The 22,493-nt window shown below is 36.9% G+C and carries 18 protein-coding genes, 2 pseudogenes and 1 other annotated feature; of the genes and pseudogenes, 15 read left to right on the top strand and 5 right to left on the bottom strand.

The window, feature by feature from the left end; genetic code table 11:
- Nucleotides 1-89 precede the first annotated feature (89 nt).
- From J416_RS13510 to J416_RS13480, 7 genes are all read left to right on the top strand, one after another.
- The gene (locus tag J416_RS13510; RefSeq protein ID WP_003473651.1) at nt 90-623 is read left to right on the top strand and encodes a hypothetical protein; all 534 of its coding nucleotides are present in this window, start codon (nt 90-92) and stop codon (nt 621-623) included.
- Between the two features lie 21 nt (nt 624-644).
- The gene (locus J416_RS13505) at nt 645-959 is read left to right on the top strand and encodes a thioredoxin family protein (protein ID WP_003473649.1); all 315 of its coding nucleotides are present in this window, start codon (nt 645-647) and stop codon (nt 957-959) included.
- Nucleotides 960-1,109: 150 nt separating this feature from the next.
- Nucleotides 1,110-1,913: a DUF1444 domain-containing protein gene (locus J416_RS13500; RefSeq protein WP_040513661.1), complete on the top strand. Its 804-nt coding sequence runs from the start codon at nt 1,110-1,112 to the stop codon at nt 1,911-1,913.
- A gap of 166 nt (nt 1,914-2,079) precedes the next feature.
- On the top strand, nt 2,080-4,122 hold the full coding sequence (locus J416_RS13495; RefSeq protein WP_276116665.1) for a DNA translocase FtsK: 2,043 nt from the start codon (nt 2,080-2,082) through the stop codon (nt 4,120-4,122).
- 239 nt (nt 4,123-4,361) lie between these two features.
- Nucleotides 4,362-5,660, top strand: coding sequence for a UDP-N-acetylmuramate--L-alanine ligase (gene murC, locus J416_RS13490; protein WP_003473646.1), 1,299 nt, complete (start codon nt 4,362-4,364; stop codon nt 5,658-5,660).
- A 215-nt stretch (nt 5,661-5,875) separates the two neighbouring features.
- Nucleotides 5,876-6,283 carry a DUF948 domain-containing protein gene (locus J416_RS13485; protein WP_003473645.1) on the top strand — a complete coding sequence of 136 codons (408 nt, stop codon included), beginning with the start codon at nt 5,876-5,878 and terminating at the stop codon, nt 6,281-6,283.
- A 19-nt stretch (nt 6,284-6,302) separates the two neighbouring features.
- Nucleotides 6,303-6,740: a YtxH domain-containing protein gene (locus tag J416_RS13480; RefSeq protein ID WP_003473644.1), complete on the top strand. Its 438-nt coding sequence runs from the start codon at nt 6,303-6,305 to the stop codon at nt 6,738-6,740.
- Nucleotides 6,741-6,815: 75 nt separating this feature from the next.
- On the opposite strand, the gene J416_RS13475 is transcribed toward J416_RS13480, so the two are convergent.
- Nucleotides 6,816-8,945, bottom strand: coding sequence for a cell division FtsA domain-containing protein (locus J416_RS13475; RefSeq protein WP_003473643.1), 2,130 nt, complete (start codon nt 8,943-8,945; stop codon nt 6,816-6,818).
- A 153-nt stretch (nt 8,946-9,098) separates the two neighbouring features.
- Here J416_RS13475 and J416_RS13470 point away from each other — a divergent pair, with 153 nt between their 5' ends.
- The 4 genes from J416_RS13470 to motS all read left to right on the top strand — a co-directional run bounded on the left by J416_RS13470 (nt 9,099) and on the right by motS (nt 13,122).
- A complete protein-coding gene (locus J416_RS13470; protein WP_003473642.1) occupies nt 9,099-10,160 on the top strand; it encodes a bifunctional 3-deoxy-7-phosphoheptulonate synthase/chorismate mutase in 1,062 nt (353 codons plus the stop codon).
- A gap of 273 nt (nt 10,161-10,433) precedes the next feature.
- The gene (gene ccpA, locus J416_RS13465; RefSeq protein ID WP_003473640.1) at nt 10,434-11,438 is read left to right on the top strand and encodes a catabolite control protein A; all 1,005 of its coding nucleotides are present in this window, start codon (nt 10,434-10,436) and stop codon (nt 11,436-11,438) included.
- 78 nt (nt 11,439-11,516) lie between these two features.
- Complete coding sequence (motP, locus tag J416_RS13460; protein WP_003473638.1) at nt 11,517-12,347, top strand: flagellar motor protein MotP; 831 nt, start codon at nt 11,517-11,519, stop codon at nt 12,345-12,347.
- Nucleotides 12,337-13,122, top strand: coding sequence for a flagellar motor protein MotS (motS, locus tag J416_RS13455; protein ID WP_003473637.1), 786 nt, complete (start codon nt 12,337-12,339; stop codon nt 13,120-13,122). The genes motP and motS overlap by 11 nt, the downstream gene beginning before the upstream one ends.
- 173 nt (nt 13,123-13,295) lie before the next feature.
- Here the strand turns inward: motS and J416_RS13450 are convergent, their stop codons facing one another.
- Nucleotides 13,296-16,256: a transglycosylase domain-containing protein gene (locus J416_RS13450; protein WP_003473636.1), complete on the bottom strand. Its 2,961-nt coding sequence runs from the start codon at nt 16,254-16,256 to the stop codon at nt 13,296-13,298.
- A gap of 122 nt (nt 16,257-16,378) precedes the next feature.
- Nucleotides 16,379-16,605, top strand: a binding site (T-box leader).
- 57 nt (nt 16,606-16,662) lie between these two features.
- Here J416_RS13450 and tyrS point away from each other — a divergent pair.
- Nucleotides 16,663-17,940, top strand: a complete 1,278-nt coding sequence (tyrS, locus tag J416_RS13445) for a tyrosine--tRNA ligase (protein ID WP_003473635.1) — start codon at nt 16,663-16,665, stop codon at nt 17,938-17,940.
- An 80-nt stretch (nt 17,941-18,020) separates the two neighbouring features.
- Here tyrS and cydS read toward each other — a convergent pair whose 3' ends face one another.
- From cydS to J416_RS13435, 3 genes and pseudogenes are all read right to left on the bottom strand, one after another.
- Nucleotides 18,021-18,122: a cytochrome bd oxidase small subunit CydS family protein gene (cydS, locus tag J416_RS16740; protein WP_420805447.1), complete on the bottom strand. Its 102-nt coding sequence runs from the start codon at nt 18,120-18,122 to the stop codon at nt 18,021-18,023.
- On the bottom strand, nt 18,122-19,156 hold the full coding sequence (locus J416_RS13440) for a cytochrome d ubiquinol oxidase subunit II (protein WP_003473634.1): 1,035 nt from the start codon (nt 19,154-19,156) through the stop codon (nt 18,122-18,124). Before J416_RS13440 ends, cydS begins: the two co-directional genes overlap by 1 nt.
- A gap of 5 nt (nt 19,157-19,161) precedes the next feature.
- A pseudogene (locus J416_RS13435) lies at nt 19,162-20,492 on the bottom strand (cytochrome ubiquinol oxidase subunit I).
- 479 nt (nt 20,493-20,971) lie between these two features.
- Here J416_RS13435 and J416_RS16345 point away from each other — a divergent pair.
- The 3 genes and pseudogenes from J416_RS16345 to J416_RS13425 form a co-directional block, all read left to right on the top strand.
- Nucleotides 20,972-21,088: pseudogene (locus J416_RS16345) on the top strand (hypothetical protein); the annotation flags it as partial.
- 471 nt (nt 21,089-21,559) lie between these two features.
- Entirely contained in the window at nt 21,560-21,733 is a 174-nt protein-coding gene (locus J416_RS15970; RefSeq protein ID WP_003473629.1) for a hypothetical protein, read from the top strand.
- Complete coding sequence (locus J416_RS13425) at nt 21,733-22,353, top strand: hypothetical protein (protein ID WP_003473628.1); 621 nt, start codon at nt 21,733-21,735, stop codon at nt 22,351-22,353. Before J416_RS15970 ends, J416_RS13425 begins: the two co-directional genes overlap by 1 nt.
- The last annotated feature ends 140 nt before the right edge of the window (nt 22,354-22,493 follow it).

Raw genomic sequence — 22,493 nt, 5'->3', positions numbered from 1 at the left:
TTTTTTACAATTTTACCTCTTGTCAATTGCGAATTTCATAGTATCATTAGTGAAGGGGGAATTAGGACTATCATATCAGGAGGATTTGTATGAAGTTACCAAAATCGGCTGTGCTAACAGTGACAGTATTATGTGCATTTGTTATTGCCATAGCCATATCGACTAGGCAGCCAGTGGAGGAAGTCTTACAACAATCAAATCAAGCGGTTGAACAAGCTTTTAATCAAGAGGCAAAAACACCTAATCAAGACTTAAACCAATTATCCTTGTTTTTACCGAATACTTTCGAAGTCTTCGAACAGGAATCGAATAATGTGATTTTAGAAAGTAATGGACAAACGTATATCCTTTTTCATAATTCGTTGGAGAATGAGTCAAGTCAGTTAAATTATGAAGCGGTAAATGAAAAAAACGATCATCTGTTGTTAGAGTCGTTTGAAAATCAAGGGCGTTTTGGTTATATATATATTTCAGAAGCTGATACGAAAAGTGAATTTCAATTGCAAATAGGTGTTGGTGGTATAAAAATAACCACTATAACTGAAAAAAGTGATGCAGCGACAGATGCAAAAGATATGATGCTCATTGCGAATTCGCTCATCTATAATGATCATGAAGAGTGAAGAAAAGAGGGGGACTTTACAATGGAAACTTTAACTTCAGAACAAGCGTTTTATGACTGGATAGAAAAAGAGAGAGTCATAATCTATGTGTCAGCAGATTGGTGCCCCGATTGTCGGGTAATTGAACCAGTTTTACCTGAGATTGAAAATAACTACTCAACGTATACGTTTGTATATATGAATCGTGATGAATTTATCGATCTATGTGCAACTTATGATATTTTTGGAATTCCAAGCTTTATAGCCTTTCATCATGGAGAAGAAACGGACCGCTTTGTTAGTAAAGATCGTAAGACAAAAGAAGAAATTGAAGTATTTCTTGATAAATGCTTTTAAAAACTTGGCAATACTGCCAAGTTTTCTTATTATAGGCGTAAAAGTATTCTTATAGAAGCAAATGTGAAAAACAAGTCATGATATTTTACATTCGTTGATGACGTGTTACAATAAAGTGAATGGTTTCTTCCGAAAAGGAGGATGAAGACAATGAAGATGACAACAATAAAAATGAAAAAGAAACTAGATGAGTTATTTAAAAATGAAGAATGGCAAACATCTTTTATTCGAGATAAAGATCTTTACCGTATAGAAGGAGCGGAATCGAAACAGGGAGTTTCGATCAATATTCCGAATGTTATTTCAAAATATGAAGAACGTGGAGACGCTGCATTGGATGAATTAAAATTTCATGTGACTGAATCGCTACAAATGATGCATGAAGAGCACCATTTGTCAGGACAAGAACAACAAATTTATCCAGTGATTCGATCGACTTCGTTTCCTAAAGAAACCAAAAGTGAAGTTCCATTATTATACAGTGAGCACACAGCTGAAACAAATATTTATTATGCACTTGATTTAGGATCTACTTATCAACTCATCGATCAACAAATGTTACAAGAACAAGGTTGGACATTTGATCGGTTAAAGGAAATCGCAAGCTTTAATGTGCGTTCTTTATCAGTTGAACCTAAACGTGATACAGTCGCAGGAAATGACTTTTATTTTATTGCCACACAAGATGGATATGATGCCAGTCGAATTCTGAATGAAGCATTTTTAGAGGAAATGAAGGCAAATGCAGTAGGCGAATTAGCTGTAGCCGTTCCTCATCAAGATGTATTTATCGTCGCAGATATACAAAATGACACTGGATATGATGTTTTAGCACAAATGACGATGAAGTTTTTTGCAGAAGGTCGAGTACCGATTACTTCATTATCCTTTATTTATGAAGATAAGCACTTAGAACCTGTTTTTATATTAGCCAAAAACAAGCCGAAAAATTAACAACCAATGCAGAGGTTCCTTTGTCATATGACGAGGGAATTTTTGTGCTATCTTCATTTATTATCGCGTTAAAGGAAGCGAGTGTGAACGTACGATGTGGAAATCTTTTCGAGAAAGATGGAACCAGAACAGAAAATCTAATGATGACAAGGAAAAACGTCCATTGATGCGACAATCCCGTCAGAAATCAATTGAAACACGTATAGCCTATCAATATCCGACGAACCAAGCGAGGCAAAGTGGAGATCTGCACTGGCGGTCACGTCGGAAACGAGAAACGACGAATACAGATACAAAAGAAACGGGGACAAACAACGAAGAGCTTGATCAGCCATTTACGCCAAGTGAAGTCCCCTCTCCTATCCATGGTTTACAACGTGAGAAGCAATCAAGACAACCTAAGGATAAGCAAACACCACTTGAAAGAGTTCAAGGTTATAAAGAAAACAGTCAACATCAAAAAGACCAATGGCAAGGCAAAAGCCATCTGATTCAAAACCAACAATCGTGTCAGCATGAGCGAAATGATAGCGACGCTTTGAATATAAAACGAAGAAATCAACCAGAACAAGTGGAATATGACAAAACGGATGATGAATCGGCAACTGATAATACATCAACAATTGACGATGCGCCAAATGAACCAGAAACTCATGACAATCGCATACAACATTCGCAAGATAAGGAACAAATGGATCACCGTCAAGAAAGAAAATCGTCTTCTTCTATACCACATCACGTGATCATGACACCACGTGATAAGAAGAAGCAGATGGATAAGCAACAAAAACGCACACAAACAACTTATGATCAATCAAAGCTACATAATGAAAAAGTCGATATACCAGCAAATTTATTACAAAAAAATACGACCCATTCATTCGATCGAAACAGTCAATGGGTGCAGGAACAAATGGACCGATTGCAGCATACGCTGACGCAATTTCAAATTAAGGCACAAGTCGTTGATGCTACACAGGGGCCAACGGTAACAAGGTTTGAAATTCAACCAGAACCAGGCGTAAAAGTAAGTAAGATAAAAAATCTATCAGACGACATTAAACTGAATCTTGCAGCGAAAGATATCCGGATGGAGGCGCCGATTCCGGGTAAAAGTACGATCGGAATTGAAGTCCCAAATGATAAAGCAGAACCGGTGTTATTACAACAATTAATCGCAACGAACACTTTTCAACAAGAAACGTCACCGTTAGCAGTTGCGCTAGGATCTGATATTGAGGGAGAAGCGATTGTAACTGATCTACAAAAGATGCCACATGGTTTAATTGCAGGTGCTACAGGTTCAGGGAAAAGTGTTTGTATTAATACGATTCTGATCAGTCTATTATATAAATCATCACATCAAGATGTGAAATTTTTGCTCATTGATCCGAAAATGGTCGAATTAGCGCCTTATAATGATATTCCGCACTTAGTATCACCGGTTATTACTGATGTCAAAGCTGCAACAACCGCACTAAAGTGGGCGGTATCTGAAATGGAAGAGCGCTATGAGAAATTTGTTACTGAAGGCGCAAGAGATATCGAGCGTTATAATCAAAAGATGGAAACTCAAGGTCGTTCAGCCGAAAAATTACCTTATATGGTGATCGTCATCGATGAGCTAGCAGATTTGATGATGACTTCACCGCAAGATGTCGAAGATGCGATATGTCGTATTGCTCAAAAGGCACGAGCGTGTGGTATGCATCTTTTAATTGCGACACAGCGTCCGTCTGTTGATGTGATCACAGGATTAATTAAGGCAAATGTCCCTACACGAATTGCTTTCAGTGTGTCACAACAAGTTGATTCCCGTACCATATTGGATATGGGTGGAGCAGAAAAGCTTTTGGGAAAAGGAGATATGTTGTTTATCGAAAATGGTTCATCGGATACACAACGAATCCAAGGCGCTTTTGTCTCTGATGAAGAAATTGAAGAAATTACCGACTATGTAAAACAACATGCTTCACCACAGTATTTATTTGAACAAGAACAATTATTAGAAAAAGTCGATATGGAAAATGAGGACCCACTGTATCAAGAAGCAATTGACTTTGTTATTGAACATGATGGTGCTAGCGCATCATTGCTGCAACGACGGTTTAAAATTGGATATAACCGCGCCGCTCGTTTTATTGATTTAATGGAAGAATCAGGTATTATCTCAGGGCAAAATGGAAGTAAGCAAGAGAGATTTTGGTGACAAAACAAGAAGTTGATCAATTCCATTCGAATGGCTAATCCAATAAAAATATCCTTGTCGTATCGGTTAAATTGCTATATGATAGACAATGATTGATTACATTAACGATTGTCTATCAATGAACAAACAAGGTGATGAATGTATATAATATGTTAAACGCACAGATGACATTCATCGAACAATTTATTTCATCCGTGCAATGACATGTTACTTAAACAAGATTTTGGAGGTTCGTGTTTATGACTGTTTACCATTTTATTGGTATAAAAGGAACAGGAATGAGTGCATTGGCACAAATTCTTCATGACTCCGGTGAAAAGGTGCAAGGTTCCGATGTAGATAAATATTTTTTTACACAAAAAGGATTAGAAGAAAAGGAAATAAATATATTACCATTTTCAGAAAAGAATATTCATCCAAAACAAACGATTATAGCAGGAAATGCTTTTCGTGAAGATCATCCTGAGATAAAACAGGCGAAATCACTTGGCATACCATTTTATCGCTATCATGAATTTTTGGGCGAGTGGGCGAATCAATATACAAGTATTGCCGTAACAGGTGCACATGGCAAAACATCGACAACAGGATTACTTGCTCATGTTTTAGATCGGTCTTATCCGATTTCATATTTAATTGGTGATGGAACGGGTAAGGGAGATGAAAAGAGTGAATATTTCGTATTCGAAGCGTGTGAATATAGACGTCATTTTTTAGCGTATCAACCTGATTATGCCATTATGACAAATATTGATTTTGATCATCCAGATTATTTTAAAGATATCGATGATGTGTTTCGTGCCTTTCAAGAAATGGCAGACCGTGTAAAAAAAGGTATCGTAGCTTGTGGAGATGACGAAAACCTTCAAGCCATACAAGCAAAAGTTCCTGTTCTTTATTATGGGATGAATGACACGAACGACTTTCAAGCGAAGAATATTGAAGTAACTGAAGATGGTACCACATTTGATGTATTTGTTCGAAATAATTATTATGAAACCTTTGAAATTCAAATGCATGGCGATCATAATATTTTAAATGCGCTAGCCGTGATTGCCATTTGCCATTATGAAGATTTAAATGTATCCGAAATTAAGGAAATTGTTTCATTTCAAGGTGTCAAACGGCGATTCGCGGAGAAGCAAATAGGTAATCAAGTGTTAATTGATGATTATGCTCATCATCCAAAGGAAATCGAGGTTACCATTGACGCTGCTCGAAAGAAATATCCCGAAAAAAATATAGTGACTGTATTTCAGCCTCATACGTATACAAGAACACAAACCTTCTTAAACGAATTTGCTGAAGCGTTAAAGCAAGCTGATCATGTTTATATTTGTGAAATTTTTGGTTCGGCTCGTGAAGGGGACAAAACGTTAACAGCCGAAGATTTACAAAGGTTGATCGATCAAAGTGAATTAATCAATGAGGAATCTATAGGTGAACTTTACGCTCATGATGATGCTGTACTCATATTTATGGGGGCTGGAGATATACAAAAATATCAAGAAGCCTATGAAAAAACCTATCTAAAATAAAGGATATATTCGCTAACATGTCGAATAGAATATATGTTAATCATTTTTGAAAAAGAAGGAATAGATACTCCTTCTTTTTTTATAACCAAATTTAACAGAGCACACGAATTTTTGAAAATATGTGGATCATTGTTTAGAATAGCTAGTATCGGGTATAACATAATTAAGAGCAGTCACTGATAAGTATTGCATTTTTGAAAGAAGGAGTGAATCAAATGGCAATCTTAGGATACATAGCTGGACTAATCGTAGCTATTGCCTTTGCTGTGTTAGTTATTTATTTAGTGAAAGTGCTACGTCAAACCGAACGAACAATGACGAACGTGGCTGATACTTTGGAAGGCCTAGAAAAGCAAATGGAAGGAATCACTGTTGAAACAACTGCTTTATTAAATAAGACAAATAAATTAGCAGAGGACATTAATGAAAAATCAACGAAGTTAAATACAGTTGTTGATGGTGTGAAGTCTATCGGTGATTCTGTAAAGGATTTTACTGATTCAATAAGACATGTGTCCGATTCCGTTCATCAAGCCGTAGAAGAAAACAAAGAAACGACGGCACAAGCGGTGAAATGGAGTACAGTTGCCATGAATTTATTTAAGAAAGATAAATCAAAATAAAGTATTGGAGGAATGAATAATGGCAAAACAAGAAGAACAAAATCAAGAACAACAAGGGGAAAATATTAATAGTAAGGACTTTTTAATTGGTTCATTAATTGGTGGTATTGTCGGAGCATCGGTAGCATTAATTTTTGCTCCTAAATCAGGTAAAGAATTAAGAGGTGATCTGAATCAAGGGGCTCACTATGTGAAAGATCGTGCGAATGAATGGAAATCCGTTGCTTATGATAAAGGATCTGAATGGAAAGATTATGCGAAACATCAATCAGAACAAATTGGAAAGCAAGTATCAGGTGCATCACAAAATATTTCTAAAAAATTGCAAGATACAAAAGATACGATTCAAGAAAAGTTAAATAAAGACGAAGATCCAGAAAAAGCAGCTGAAGAAGTGGCACAAGCAATTGAAGAAGCAGCGAATGCAGTAGATGAACAACAAGAAGAAAAGAAGTAGTCTTGAGACTTAGAAATGTTTCATGATTTTCCCGAATGGTAGCTTATAGATATCAGTTACCATTCGGGTTCATTTTTATTCAAACGTAATCTCGATTGTATCGTTTGGTTGTAGTTCATCAAAAAATGTAGCCGGTTCACCATTCCGTTTTAATTGGACTCTCCCTTTTGCACTTGAAAGCTCTAATGATATGAAGCGAAATATATCTTGGAAAATGAATGGCGTTTCTTTGTGTCGCACAAATTGTAATTTGTCTTGATGCTGTAGTTGGCTGTTAAGCGTTAGTTCTTCCCCAGCACGATAAACTTGAACTAATGGCTTCGAAAGTATGATCGGTTGATCGTTATACGTGACGCGTAAAGTTGCTTCATGTTTTTCGTCCAAATGATCAAAAAGTTCTTGCACCGTTGGATTGTTTGCTTCTTCATACGTAATCTGATCACCGTGTTTTAACGGTGTCTTCCGATTCACTCGTTCACCATTAACTAATATTCTTTGGCTGTATTCATTTAGCGTTACTTTCTCTTCATCGATCCAAACAATAAAAGGTTGTTCCGTATCAGTTAATGATAGTTCTTTTTGGATAAAATCTTGTAGTAGATGTTGTTTTGAGAAAGTAACATCATCCCCGTCCGCTAATACATAAGTAGGTGAAACCGATTGTTGATTAACAGTAAGAATCGGTTTTAACTCGCGTTTTTGCCCATCAAATAAAATATGAATCGGTTCAATGTCTCCGATAAACTCGGCCACCGTAAGTTCGGGTGAGGCACCATCTTCTCCTCTTGTTACGCTTAATTGGTCACCATTTTGAATGGGATCTTCTACACTTGCTAACTCATGATTTAATAAAATAGTTGGTGGAGAACCAAAAGTGCCTGGAAGGGTTACCTGTTTTCCGTGATAGGTAATGATCGATGCCATTCCAGGTTTTCCATATAATTTTTGAATATTAATGCCAGCAGCTAACAAACCATCTGCAACCGTAAGCTTCTTCATTTCAAATAAACGTATCATTCGTTCATTTACTTTGATACTGACATAGTGTACAGGGTTTTGCTTTGCCGCAATCGCAATACCAATGGGTGTAATAAATTCAGGTCCGATCGGTATGTCATCTGTTTTTTGTAGAGATTGAATCGCATCAACGCCACGAATAGCGACACGATTGGCGGGCAACTTTAATTTTTTTGCTAGCATTTTGGAAAGTTCAGGCGTTTGACTTCCGCCACCAACGAGCATAACAGCTTTCGGTGCTTCACCATTTAAGGTGATGATTTCTTCTGTAATGGCTTTTGCTAATCGTTCAACAGCTGGTAAAACTACTTCTACTAACGATTCATAACTTTCCTCTTGCTGAAACCCTAAAATATCTTCTATCATCGCTTTTTTATGTATCGTAATATCTTTTTTTACGTCTTCTGCCACATTAAAATCTAATAGATAGTGGTCACTTATCGCTTCAGTTATCTCATCCCCCGCTTTAGGTACCATGCCATATGCAGTGATCGTACCTTCAGACGTTAAGGCGATATCACTTGTTCCTGCCCCAATATCTACAAGAGCTACATTTAAACGGCGCATGGATGGTGGAATAAGAACATGAATGGCAGCAATCGGTTCTAACGTTAATGCCTCTAATTCCAAATCAGCACGTTGTAAAGCAGCAAGAAGTGATTCAACGACGACACGTGGTAGAAAAGTAGCGATGATATCAGCTTCAGCCGTTTGTCCTTGTTGATCAATCAGTGAACCAATTTCTTCTCCATCCAGTAAATAACGAATGACAGAATAGCCCACACAGTAATAGTCACTGCTTGTGTTTTGATCTTGTTCAGAAGCTAGTTCGTATTGTGCTTTTTGTACCCCTTCCAGTTCTAACAATAAAATGTCTTCTTCACTCATTAAAGGTTGCGTTTCGATTTCTTTATTGGTTTGAATTCTTTTCGTTTTTAATGCACGTCCAGCAGCAGCAACGCATACTTGATCTAATACAATATCGTGTCTTTCTTCTAACATAAGTTTCACTCGTTGGATGACATTGGCTACTGATACAATGTCATGAATTTGTCCGTCAAGCATTGAACGTTCTTCATGTTCAATGGCATAATAGTCTAAGAGTTGATAACCGTCTTCTTTTTTTGTCATCAGTAAACCAATAACACTACGCGTACCGATGTCTAATGCAAACATTTGTTCATCCATAAGCTAGATCCTTTCTGTTTGGCAAAATTTAAATTCTATTTAAAATAATCGTCACTACTGGTGACAATTTGAATATTTTCAGCTATAATAATTGCTAATTATAGAAATAAGTATAACATTTCTTAAGAAATTAAAATAGGTAGGGGGATGCAAATGAGTAATGAACAATTAGATCAGCTTCGTGAAAAGCTTGATAACATAAATCTTGAAATCTTAGACTTGGTTAATCAAAGAGCGGAGCTTGTGAAAGAAACTGGACAAGTAAAAGAAAAACAAGGGGCAAACCGTAATTATGATCCTGTACGTGAGCGTGATATGCTTGACTTGATTACAAAGCATAACGATGGACCATTCGAAAATTCTACTATCGTCCATTTGTTTAAGGAAATTTTTAAAGCAGGGCTAGAACTGCAAGAAGATGACCATAGTAAAGCACTACTCGTTTCACGTAAGAAAAAACCAGAAGATACAGTCATTGAGATTAATGGAGAAAAATTTGGTGATGGTGATCCACACTTTATTTTCGGTCCATGTTCTGTAGAAAGCTATGACCAAGTGGCTGAAGTAGCTAAAGCGGTAAAAGAGCAAGGCTTTCACTTAATCCGTGGTGGTGCATTTAAACCGAGAACTTCACCATATGATTTCCAAGGACTAGGGTTTGAAGGTTTGGAAATCTTAAAACAAATTTCCAATGAGTATGGTTTGTCAGTGGTGAGTGAAATTGTTAATCCAGCACACATTGAAGAAGCTGCGGACTATATTGATGTGATTCAAATTGGTGCAAGAAATATGCAAAACTTTGAATTATTAAAAGCAGCAGGCGAAACGAATAAACCAGTATTATTAAAACGTGGAATGTCTGCTACGATTTCGGACTTCATTAATGCCGCAGAATACATTAATTCAAAAGGCAATGGCGATATCATTCTTTGTGAACGAGGAATTCGCACGTATGAAAAAGCTACACGTAATACGCTAGATATTACAGCTGTACCGATTTTGAAACAGGAGACACATTTACCGGTAATGGTCGATGTGACTCATTCAACAGGTCGTAGAGACTTGTTACTGCCAGCTGCAAAAGCAGCTCTTGCGATTGGAGCAGACGGTGTGATGGCAGAAGTTCATCCGGACCCTGCTGTAGCATTATCTGATTCTGCTCAACAGATGGATATCCCAACTTTCCATCAATTTATGGAAAACTTAAGAAAATAATCTTGTTTTCAATTCCCCTTGCTGTGGTTATACATAGCAAGGGTTTTTCATTGTTGGCAAAGAAAATGTGAGTATTTATTTAACGTTTATGAAAAAATTTCATAAAAATAATGAAAATCATTGCAAATAATCGGTCGAATTTTGTTATAATAATACTACTATACATATGAAAGTTAAACCATTTAGTCAATGTCTTGATCTTGACGACAATGTTGTCATAGTGACATATGGTTTCTAAAAATATGCGTTGAAAATTATTGGAGGTAGTTAGATATGAACGTAACAATTTATGATGTAGCAAGAGAAGCAAATGTTTCCATGGCTACAGTATCACGTGTAGTGAATGGAAACCCAAATGTAAAACCTGCTACTCGAAAGAAAGTATTAAATACGATTGAGCGATTAGGTTATCGTCCCAATGCGGTTGCGCGTGGTTTGGCTAGTAAGAAAACGACAACAGTTGGTGTAATCATTCCTGATATTTCGAGCATCTTTTTCTCGGAATTAGCTCGTGGGATTGATGATATAGCAACTATGTATAATTACAATATTATTTTAAGTAATTCTGACCAAAACAAAGATAAAGAATTACGTTTAATTAATACAATGTTTGAAAAGCAAGTGGATGGACTGATTTATATGGGAGCAGCGATTACAGAAGATCATGTGAATCAGTTGAAAACATCTCCTGTACCTGTATCTTTAGCAGCGACAGTTGATGCATCAAATACGATTCCTTCAGTCAATATTGACTATGAAATAGCTGCTTATGAAGCGACAACATTATTGATCCAAAATGGAACCACTCATCCGATTTATGTAACAGCTGAAGATGAGGATTCGGCTGTAAGCGAAAGAAAATACAGTGGTTATGTTCGAGCGATTAAGGAAGCGAATCAATCGGTTAATGAAGAGTATATCATTCAGGCAGATTATTCCTATGAGTCTGGGATGGAGGCAGCTGAGGAAATTCTAAATATGAATGATTATCCAAAAGCTGTTTTTGTTTCAACAGATGAAATGGCTTTAGGTGTTATCCATGGCTTTCAAGATAAAGGTGTACAAGTTCCTGAAGATATAGAAGTTGTTGGATTTGATAATACACGTTTAGCAACGATGGTACGCCCAACATTATCTACGGTCGTTCAGCCAATGTATGATATTGGGGCTGTGGCCATGCGTTTATTAACGAAATTTATGAATAATGAAAAAGTGGACGAACAAAATGTTGTTTTGCCACATCGAATTGTTGAAAGAAACTCAACAAAAGCAGAATAATGTCGATACTATGACTAGGTAGTTCTTAGTAACTATATATGAGGACTTGAAAGTTTTACGTATTAGGGAGAGAGCCATATGTCAAAAAGAGATTTATTCACCCCGATCGGCATTACAGTCGGCTTTATCATGATCATGTTCGGAATTATCAGTAGTGGAGGACTTGGAGGATTTGGTGCGTTCTTTCAGCTATCCTCTATATTTATTGTATTAGGTGGTTTGTTTGCAGCACTACTCGTGAACTTTAATATTCAGCAAATGAAAACGACGAAACGAGTTGTCCAAGAATCTTTCCGACGCAATGGTAATGATTTAGCTGAGTTGATTGAGTTATTTGAACGTTTGTCTGAACGTGCGAGACGTGAAGGATTGTTAGCATTGGAAAATGAGTTAGAAGAAGTGGAAGACCCTTTTATTAAAAAAGGTGTCCTGTTAGCAATTGACGGTATTGAACCAGAAGTGATCAATGATATTATGAATGCAGAAATTGATGCAATGGAAGAACGTCACTATCGTGGACGAATTATCATTGAAAAAGCTGGTGAGTATGCTCCCGCTTGGGGAATGATTGGTACATTAATTGGATTGATTTTAATGCTGCAAAATTTGGAAAATCCAACGACATTAGGTCCAAGTATGGCCGTTGCACTTCTAACTACTTTTTATGGAACAGTGATGGCAAATCTCGTGTTTACACCAATGGCAGGAAAATTAGAGACTAAAACGAATGAAGAAGTTTTTAGTAAGCAAGTCATTATTGAAGGCGTGATTGGTGTTCAGTCAGGTCAAAATCCACGTATTTTAAAAGAAAAACTTGGTGCATTCCTTTCCAACCAAGATAAGAATAAGAAAGAAAACCCAGATGATCAAGAAGATGAGTATGTGGAGGAATCCTTCAATGAAGCTTAAGAAGAAGCGCAGTGAGCAAAAAGGTGCACCGAAATGGATGACCACTTACTCGGATATGGTTACACTAATCTTAGTTTTTTTCGTTTTGCTTTTTTCCATGTCGCAAATTGATGCAAAAAAGTTTCAAGAATTGGCGGAAGCGTTACGAAACCAATCAGTAATGGATCAATTGCCTTCGATTATTCCTGCTGATGAGCCATCGGAAAACTCAGAGACACAAGATGAATCCAGTGGAAGCGACGATCCAATAATGGCCCCAGATGAAAGTGATAACGAAGATGAGCAAGAGCCTGAAAATTCGACACCTTCTGAAGGGGATGAGTTGGACCAATTATTAGCTGATGTAGAAACTTTTCTTCAAGAGAATCAGTTAAATAATGTCATATCTGCAACACGAACTGATCAAGGTGTCGTATTGGTCTTACAAGAAACATTGCTATTTGAGACAGGAGAAGCAGAAATATTAGAAGAAGGTCGTCCATTTCTCGAAAAGGTTGGAACATTGCTGGATCATATTCCAAATCAAGTAAGAGTGGAAGGACATACCGATGATCGACCAATATCAAGTTTTCGTTATCCTTCGAACTGGGAGTTATCTACAGCAAGAGCTAGTAGTGTCATTCGCTATATAATAGATGAATCATCCATCGATTCAGCCCGTTTTCATGCAGCTGGTTATGGAGCTACAGAGCCAGTTGTACCCAATGACTCACCTGAAAATTGGGAGAAAAACCGGAGAGTAGAAATTGTTATATTAGAAGAAGAAAATGATTAGTGATTGAAAGAACTGTCCCATAGAAGTTCATGCTATATGAATGCAGGGACAGTTTTTTGATGTATTATACCCGCATAAATGTTGTGAAAGAAGTATATCTGTAGAGTAAAAAGCAGCCAATTCTTCATTTGTTTCATGAAGAGTTGGCTGCTTTCGTATTTCATCCTTGTGCTTTATGAATTGTTACTATTGTTGCTATTTTCTGAATCTTCACTGTTTTGGTTCGTTTCATCTTCACCATTTGAATTATTCGAATCATCATTTTCGTCATTATCTTGTTGATTATTTTCTTTTTGGTCTTCTTCTTCTTCTTCTTCATTCTCATCTTCAGGTTCGGAGAATTCACCGAATATAATCGATTCTGATGAAGTTGATTCTTGTCCAAAGTAATCCACTGCCTTTACATGATACAAGGCGGGACCGTTTGGAACGGTGAAATTTGTTTCCGAAGTATGACCAACCCGTTGAAAGTTGTTTCCATCTGGATTATTTGCTCGATAAATACGATAACCTACTACATCATTACTATTTGAAGTATTCCAATTCAACTGATTATTGTCAAATTGTAAACTTGTCGGAGGTGCTGGAGAATCACTGTCACCATTAATTTCAGCAGTCTCTCCAGGGAATTGAATGTCTCCCCATGCACCTGAATCTGATGGTTTTAATTGTTCAATATTTGGCAATTGGTCATATCCCTTTTCCTCAAGCCAATCTGGATTAAAGCTGACACCATCATCATCTGTAAATTCTTCAGGTGTATCCTCACCAGAAGGAACGGCTTCCCCGTCGATTAATGCATATTCAGCATCAATGAGACTGTTATCTTCTTCAGTTGGAACATGGTTCGAATTATAAATATCTGTTCCCACTAAACCTAACTCGCTACATAAATCAGAAGGTAACTTGCCTGATGTTTTACAATAGGAACGTGAGACAATACCGTTCGGTTGATCAAATGAACTCGATGGCGCCATTAAATCTGGTCGGATTTCAGTAGCTGCGTTCACAAGTTCAGCCCAAAAGACGTTATTTCTACTACTATATCCACTAGAGAGACTTTGATTGTAATCATAACCCATCCAACTACCTAGTGTCACATTCGGGTTGGTCGCAACAAACCATGTATCACGATAATCGTTCGATGTACCTGTTTTACCTGCCCAATCAACACTACGATTGCCAAGGTTTGCATAAGCAGCTGTACCTGTTCCACGAGAAAGAACATCTCGCATCATATCAACCATTAAATAACTAGTTTGCTCACTAAAAACTTCTTCTGCTTTACTTTCATGTTCATATAATACTTCGCCATCTTTTGTTTCTATGCTTTCAATCATATATCCTTCAACGAAGTCACCCATATTTCCAAACGTGGCGTAAGCATTCACATTTTCTTCTACGGTTACACCATTATGTGGACTACCTAATGTTAAAGACATGTTCATGTAATCACCTGCGTCTTGTGATAGATGATCAAAGCCCATATTTTCTAAAAATTGCGCAGCAGGGTTTCGATCTCTAATTTGACGATAAATTTGTAATGCTGAAACGTTATGTGAACGATATAATGCTTCTCGTGCGGATACTAACCCGTAATAACTCCCCGTATAGTTCCTTGGCGGGTCATAAGACGGATATCCAGGCATAGAAGGATCATACACATCTGCAATGACTGATCCTGGTTGAATAACGCCATATTCCATCGCTGGTGCATAAGTAACGAGTGGCTTCATTGTACTTCCATTCGGTCTCCGCACATCTAATGCATGATTTTTTTGTGATTCTGTAAAATCACGACCACCGACAAAGCTTAGAATTTTCCCTGTTTGATTTTCAATTAAAACACTTCCCACTTGTACAGGTTGCTTTCCTAATCGTTCTTCCTCACCTGTTTCAGGGTTTTCAACAGTGATCACTTCACCCCGTGCGTTACGTGCTACTTTATCGGGACCGTAATTATTGTATTCTTTGGCGATCTCTTGAAAGACATCATACATTTCTTCGTCAATGGTCGAATGAACCTTTAACCCATTACTTTCCAAAGCACGTTGCGCTCGGATTTCGTATTCTTCCTTAAGTACTGAACTTGATTCTAATTCATCTTCTGTATATCCATCTTCTTTAGCAAGTATAGTAGTTAACACATCAATTGCACGTTCTTGAATCGTTTGTGTCAACCACGGATATTTTTCTAGTACGGAAGGTTCTGGTTCTTTAAAGTCAGCGACAATATCATAATTTAATGCATTTTGATATTCTTCTTGTGAAATAAATTCATTTTCATACATTCGTTCTAATACCGATTCCATTCGATTTAAACCAGGTTCTAATTCTTCATCACTTTTTACTCCGCCACCATTTTTAAATGGAGTATAAATGGATGGACTTTGTGGCAAACCTGCAATATAGGCAGATTGCGGTAAATTCAGTTCGTTGGCATTAACGCCAAATATTCCTTTAGCTGCTGTTTGAATCCCGGCAATATTTTGTCCGGATGCGTTTCTTCCATACGGAACAATATTTAAATAAGCTTCCAATATGTTTTCTTTATCAATAAATTGTTCTAAACGCATAGAAAGTAACATTTCCTTCGCTTTTCGTTCAAATGAAACTTCATTCGTCAATATTTGATTTTTAACTAACTGTTGCGTTAATGTACTACCACCGGTTTGCGTTGCTGAGTTGGTTACTTGTTGGACCACAGCTCGGAAAATGGCTTTTGGTACAACGCCTTCATGAGAGTAAAAGTTTTCATCTTCGGTGGCAATGACCGCATCTTTTGCCGTTTGTGAAACTTGATCAATGGTTACTTCTTCACGTAATAAGTCTGAACTTACTTCCGCTAGAAATTCATTATTATTAAAATATAATTCCGACGTTTCTTCATATGTATAAATGGCCTCTGTCATTTCTTCTTCAGAATACATTTCTTGCTCATCAACAAGTGAAGCAAAGTAACCTGCTCCTAAGCCTCCGACAAAGAAGATACCAACAACCATTAATACAAGAAAAAATAGAAACGCATTCCATACGATATGGTAACCGATGCGAGCTTTTTTTTGAATTTTATATTTATCCCAAACGTCTTTGATGGAATCCCAATATTTTGTGAATAATTCTTTTAATTTCATTCGAGAACCCCCTATATTCATCCATCATTATAGCACAATCGTCAATCAATGAGGACGATATTATAAAATATGTTTGCATTTTCTAGAAATACCGATTATAATAAATAAAAAATTTCATAACTATAAAGACGTAGAAAGATGAAAGTAAGGGCTTAATAAACTATTGTAGAGAGCTGACGGTGGCTGCGAGTCAGTATAGATTTAAGCGCTGAATTACACATCTGGAGTTTCTTCTAATATTTTTTTAGAAGACGGTGAGGACTGCGCCGTTATGTTCCTTTGAGTGGCAATGTATCTTGAATGATATCGTTGCAACAAGGGTGGTACCGCGAGATAACTCGTCCCTTTTTTAGTGAGGGAGGAGATTTTTTTATGTTGAATACAATCGAAAAAAGGAGTGATGGAGATGCATATTATAGACGATTTAGCTGAAAGAGGATTACTTCAGCAAACAACCGATGATCAAGGTCTTCGAAATCATTTAAATGAAAATGTGGTGACATTATATTGTGGTTTTGATCCAACAGCAGATAGTCTGCATATTGGTCATTTATTGCCTCTTACGTTATTGAAACGATTCCAGCAATATGGTCACCGCCCGCTTGCTTTAATTGGTGGCGGTACTGGCTTAATAGGTGATCCCAGTGGCCGATCAACAGAACGTTCGTTAAATAGTGCGGATGTCGTGAAAGGATTCACAGAACAAATTCAACAACAGATTGAGCGTATCATCGAATTCAAATCAGATGGAAGTAATGGTGCTGTTAAAAATAATCATGACTGGTTAGCTTCTTTAACATTTATTGAGATGTTACGTGATGTCGGAAAGCATTTTGGCATTAATTATATGTTGAGTAAGGATTCAGTAACGTCTCGTTTGGAACAAGGACTATCATTTACCGAATTCAGCTATATGATTCTACAATCGATTGACTTTAAAAATCTGTATGAAAAAGAAAATTGTTCGTTACAAATTGGCGGCAGTGATCAATGGGGTAATATTACAGCTGGTATGGAGTTAATTCGACGTACTCGATCAGAACAGCAAGAAGAAGAAGCCGACGTATACGGATTAACTGTACCGCTGATCACGAAGAGTGATGGTACAAAATTTGGTAAGACAGCTGGTGGAGCTGTTTGGCTTGATCCCGAGAAGACGTCTCCATATGAATTTTACCAATTCTGGATTAATACAGATGACCGCGATGTGATTCGCTTCTTGAAGTTTTTCACTTTCTTATCATTAGAAGAAATTGATCAACTCGAAAAAGAATTGGAAAAAGCACCTGAAAAACGCATGCCGCATAAACGATTAGCGGAAGAAATGACGAAACTAGTACATGGGGAAGAAGCATTGAAACAGGCAGAAAAAATCACTGAAGCTTTATTCAGCGGCGATATTAAAAGCTTGAATGCCGAAGAGATCGAACAAGGCTTTAAAGATGTTCCTTCCGTTACAATTGATGAGAAGGAAAGTGGTTTAATTGATTTACTGGTAACAGCGAACATTTCCTCATCCAAACGACAAGCCCGTGAAGATATCAAGAACGGAGCTGTATACATTAACGGTGAGCGAAAGCAGGATTTGGCTTACCATTTAACAGTTGAGGATCGATTAGATGATCGGTTTACCATTGTTCGGAGAGGAAAGAAAAAATACTTTTTAATCCGTTTTGAATCTTAAAGGATGCACAATATTCTATACACATTTACTGGAAGATATGATTTCTGTCAGCATATCTTCCAGTTCTAACTTCTCAACGATTATTTATGAAAAAAATGATCTTTCATTGCGAACCAAAAGCTAAAGATAATAGAGGCAATTAAGACAACAAACGGTGCATAGAAATGTATGAAATCTTCCATTAATAGGCTCCTTTCTTTTTACTCCGCTTCCCTTCGACATAATCTTTATCAAATAAAAACAATCGAAAGAGTAAGTACAGTGATGGCAATAGTAAACAAACGCCAGCGATAAAAGCCACGATTAAAGCAACTGCCATTCCGTGACTTGTTAAACTATCTTGTAGTGTTACATACGGATAAAGTAAATAAGGATAGTGTGATAGCCCGTATGCAAAAAATGCGACAAAAAATTGTGTGATGAGAAAAACAACAGCTACTCCCTCATGTTTTTTTCGCCATAATAAATATACGGTTATACAGAAGAAAAGAACGGATAATGCAAATAACCACCATAAATGAAGCATCTGATTGAAATGGGTAGGATTATGTCCGCGCAGTTCCACGATAATACCACTGGCTGTAATAATTGTAGGCAATGCCCAGGTAAGTGCATATTTTCGTAGCAAGGAAGCAGCTTGATAATCTTTTGCCTTAACCGCATACCATGTGAGAAATACAGCAGATATATATAAGACAGAAGTGAGACTTAAGAGAACGATACTCCAAGTTAATGGGCTGGTAAATAACTCCCAATATCGTAAGGAGACACCATTTCTTGTTTCGTCAATAAAGCCACCTTCAGATACGGTGAAAGCAATCGTTAACGATGCAGGAATGAATAAACCGGTGACTCCATAGATATAGGTCCAGATGTTCTTTTTCAGTTTTCCATACGTCGTGAAAGCATAATATGCCCCACGTATGGCAAGTAAAAGTAATGAAATACTGACAGGTACTAGCATGACAGTACCATAATAGTAAGCCGTTTGAGGAAAAAAACCAACAATTCCAACAAAAAAGAAGACAAGGAAAACATTCGTCACTTCCCAAACAGGCGACAAATAGCGATGAACGATATGGCTGATCATATGATATTTATTTGTAAATAAACTATAGGCGTTAAAAAAACCAGCACCGAAATCAATCGATGCAATGATCAAATAGCCGAACAAAAACAACCATAAAACGGATATGCCTATTACATCATAAGGCAAATGAATCACCTCCTCCTTTGATCCGCTAATTCTGTTTCGACTGGGTTCTTTTTAAACATTTTCATGAGCACAATGGCACTTGTCACACCTAAGATCAAATATAAACCAATGAAGAGAATCAGCATTTCGTCGACATATGGACTGGTAGTTGCTGCATTCTCCGTTCGTAAAATCCCGCGCAACACCCATGGTTGCCTGCCAACCTCAGCTAACCACCATCCAGCCTCAATAGCGACAATACAAAGCGGACCAGTGATAACAACGAGCCAAAGCATTCCCTTATGGTAAGGAAATTGTTTTTTTAACCAAATCCCTACAATATAAATGAGACCAATGAGCGTCACCCCTAAGCCAATGATGACCATAATGTTAAATAAATAATGGATATAAAGTGGAGGTACTTCATCTTTTGGAAACTGATCGAGACCGATCACTTCAGCATTGGGATTACCATGTGCTAATATGCTTAAGGCGTTAGGTAGTTCAATCGAATATTTAACTTCTTTATCATTTTTCAAAATGCCAAATAGCGTGAGGTCAGCTCCTTCTTCTGTGTCGAAGTGCCATTCCATTGCGGCTAATTTTTCTGGTTGGTATTCGGCTAAGTATTTTCCAGCAAAATCACCAATCATTGCAGAAGCGATAGAGAAAACCACGCCGATTTTAATCGTTAGATATAGAGCTTTCTTATGGTAGACATGATCAGATCCGCGAATGAGACGATAGCGCCGATTGATGCAAGAATAAAAGCTGATGTCATAAAGGCAGTCGCTATCACATGTGCTACTTTTGTAGGCATAGCTGGATTAAACATCGCAACAATGGGTTCGACATTGACAAACTCTCCATTCTGCAACTCAAATCCTTGTGGCGCATTCATAAATGCATTCATTGATGTGATAAAAAATGCTGAAAATGTCGCTCCAATTGCGACTGGAATCAATAAGAGCATATGCTTTCGTTGATCTTCAAAGCGATCCCATGTGTATAAATAAATGCCTAGGAAAATAGCTTCAAAAAAGAAGGCGAATGTTTCCATAAATAATGGTAAGGCAATGACATGACCTGCAAGTTGCATGAACGTTGGCCATAGCAAATTTAATTGTAAGCCAATCACTGTTCCAGTTACGACACCAACTGCGACTGTGATTACATAACCCCTTGTCCAGCGTCTTGCGAGTAAAATATAATGTTCGTCATTTTTCCGAATCCCCATCCATTGCGCAATGAATATGAGTAACGGAATCCCCACACCAATCGTTGCATAAATAATATGAAATGTAAGTGTCAATTCAGTTAATACCCGACTGAAAAAGACGGCTTGTTCATTATCCATATGAGATCTCCTTTATTCATTAAAAAATGCGACTTACAATCGAAATTCCTAATAAAATGGCGACAGTAAATATTAATCCGATCAACCAACGTTCTTGTCGTTGATACAATGTGATCCCTCCCATATGGAGTGAAATGATATCTGTATTGTTTGAGAATTCCATCATTTTATTCTAAAACGCTCCCTTATTCGTTACGTACAACATTAACATTAAAGGATGGATTGATCACATCGACCGTCTATTCCTATACGAAACAGGAAACGAATGATATATCGATTTTTGATCAGTTTTTACAAAAGGACGATCATTAGAAAAGACAAAGGCAACTGTTGGTGGTATCGGCATTGTTATTGAGAAATTATTTCAATAAGGGCGTGCGATTTTGAATGAGAAAGGATATCGTGATGAAATCGTTAGCTCAACTTAAAGCATTAGGAAATCAACAGATTGAATTTGCAGATGAGAAGGAGCATGGATGATGAATGTGATAAAAGAGAAAGTAGCTTCACTAGGTTTTCAACATGTGTTAGCTATGTATGCTGGTGCGGTTATTTTGCCACTCATTGTCGGTGGCAGTATTAGACGGAACAATGCATAACTTACGTATCTAATTTCGATAGACATCTTAATGTGCGGGATTGCTAGACTATGTAACGCCTAACGAATATAAGCGCAATCACCAAACTGAATCCTGAAAACAAACGCTTAAAAAGCTGGTGTGAATGTTGTATACTTTAAGTAAGTTTTCTAAATCCAAAGATAAGTTAATCGTTTTTACTCGTTGCCTGATAAAATATAACTTATCGAAAAATATTTCCGGTCTGTCCTTTCCGTGAATACTTTTTTGTCATAACACCTTTTGATTTCTCAAACGATTATATTTGTACATATGCCGGTACTAATTCATATATAAATGCATATTATTATTACACAGGGGAAACAATATTGTAGAATGTTAATTGAATCCTCTTACACATATTGTGTTGTGTTTTAGTAAAAATATGTGTATAATTTGGTTAATGTTTTTCAAAACATGTTTTAAAATTAGGAAGTTGAGGTGTCTATTATGGCAACCAAAAGCTTTACAACTGACTTCAAATTTAATCGTAAACAAGCACAAAAGCTTATTAATGCAATTGAGGATAGTAAAGACATGCAATATAAACCATCACAAAGAGTTAACGAAGTAAGCGATCCAGAAGCAATTAAGAACATTATTCAATCAGCAAAGGGTAATTAATGGCTTTAAATGTTGTTTCGTTAACAGACATTTTGAATTCAGACATCAACGAAGAGGAGGTCAAGGACTTTCTCTTTACTTTTGAAACAATACAAAGTGATGGGATAAGCGGTGCTGATGATGTTGAACAATTTATTCACTATAAAGCGATTGAATTTGAAAAGCTGGATATTTCCAGGACATATTTAGTTTTTAGTACATATAAAGAAAAGAATGTTTTGACAGGGTACTTTTCAATTTCAAACCGGCCTTTAGCGATTAGTAAAAAGAACTTCTCTAAGCTGTCAAACACAATGAAAAAACGTTTGATGGGGGTTGGCCATAGAACTGAACAAGATTCTTATGAAATTAAAGGTTTTCTCATAGGTCAATTGGGCAAGAACTTCAGCCTTGAAGCGCAAAAAGCGAACGGGGCTACTGGAAGAGATCTGATGGCCTTTGCTCAAAGTAAGATTTTAGAAGCTCATAAAATTGTGGGAGGAAGGATTATTTATTTAGAATGTGAGCATGTTGATAAATTGATTTCCTTTTATCGTGATCACGGTTTTGTGGAGCTAGAAGACTATGAATCTATTAACGGATATGCCATGATGGTAAAGCGTTTAAAGCAGCCTAAGTAGAGTGATTTCACTTTATTTAGGTTTTTTTGTTGATAAAATTTTAAAATATTGCTACCTCAAAAGCCCCTAAATAAGAGTGTTATTTACTATACTGCTTATGTACCAAAGAGGAAGCTTTATCTCATAAGCCCTTAATGAAC

Source organism: Gracilibacillus halophilus YIM-C55.5 (assembly GCF_000359605.1).
GTDB classification, from domain to species: Bacteria; Bacillota; Bacilli; order Bacillales; family Amphibacillaceae; genus Gracilibacillus; species Gracilibacillus halophilus.
Note: the sequence above shows the minus strand (reverse complement) of the source record. Positions and strands in the feature narration are given on the sequence as shown.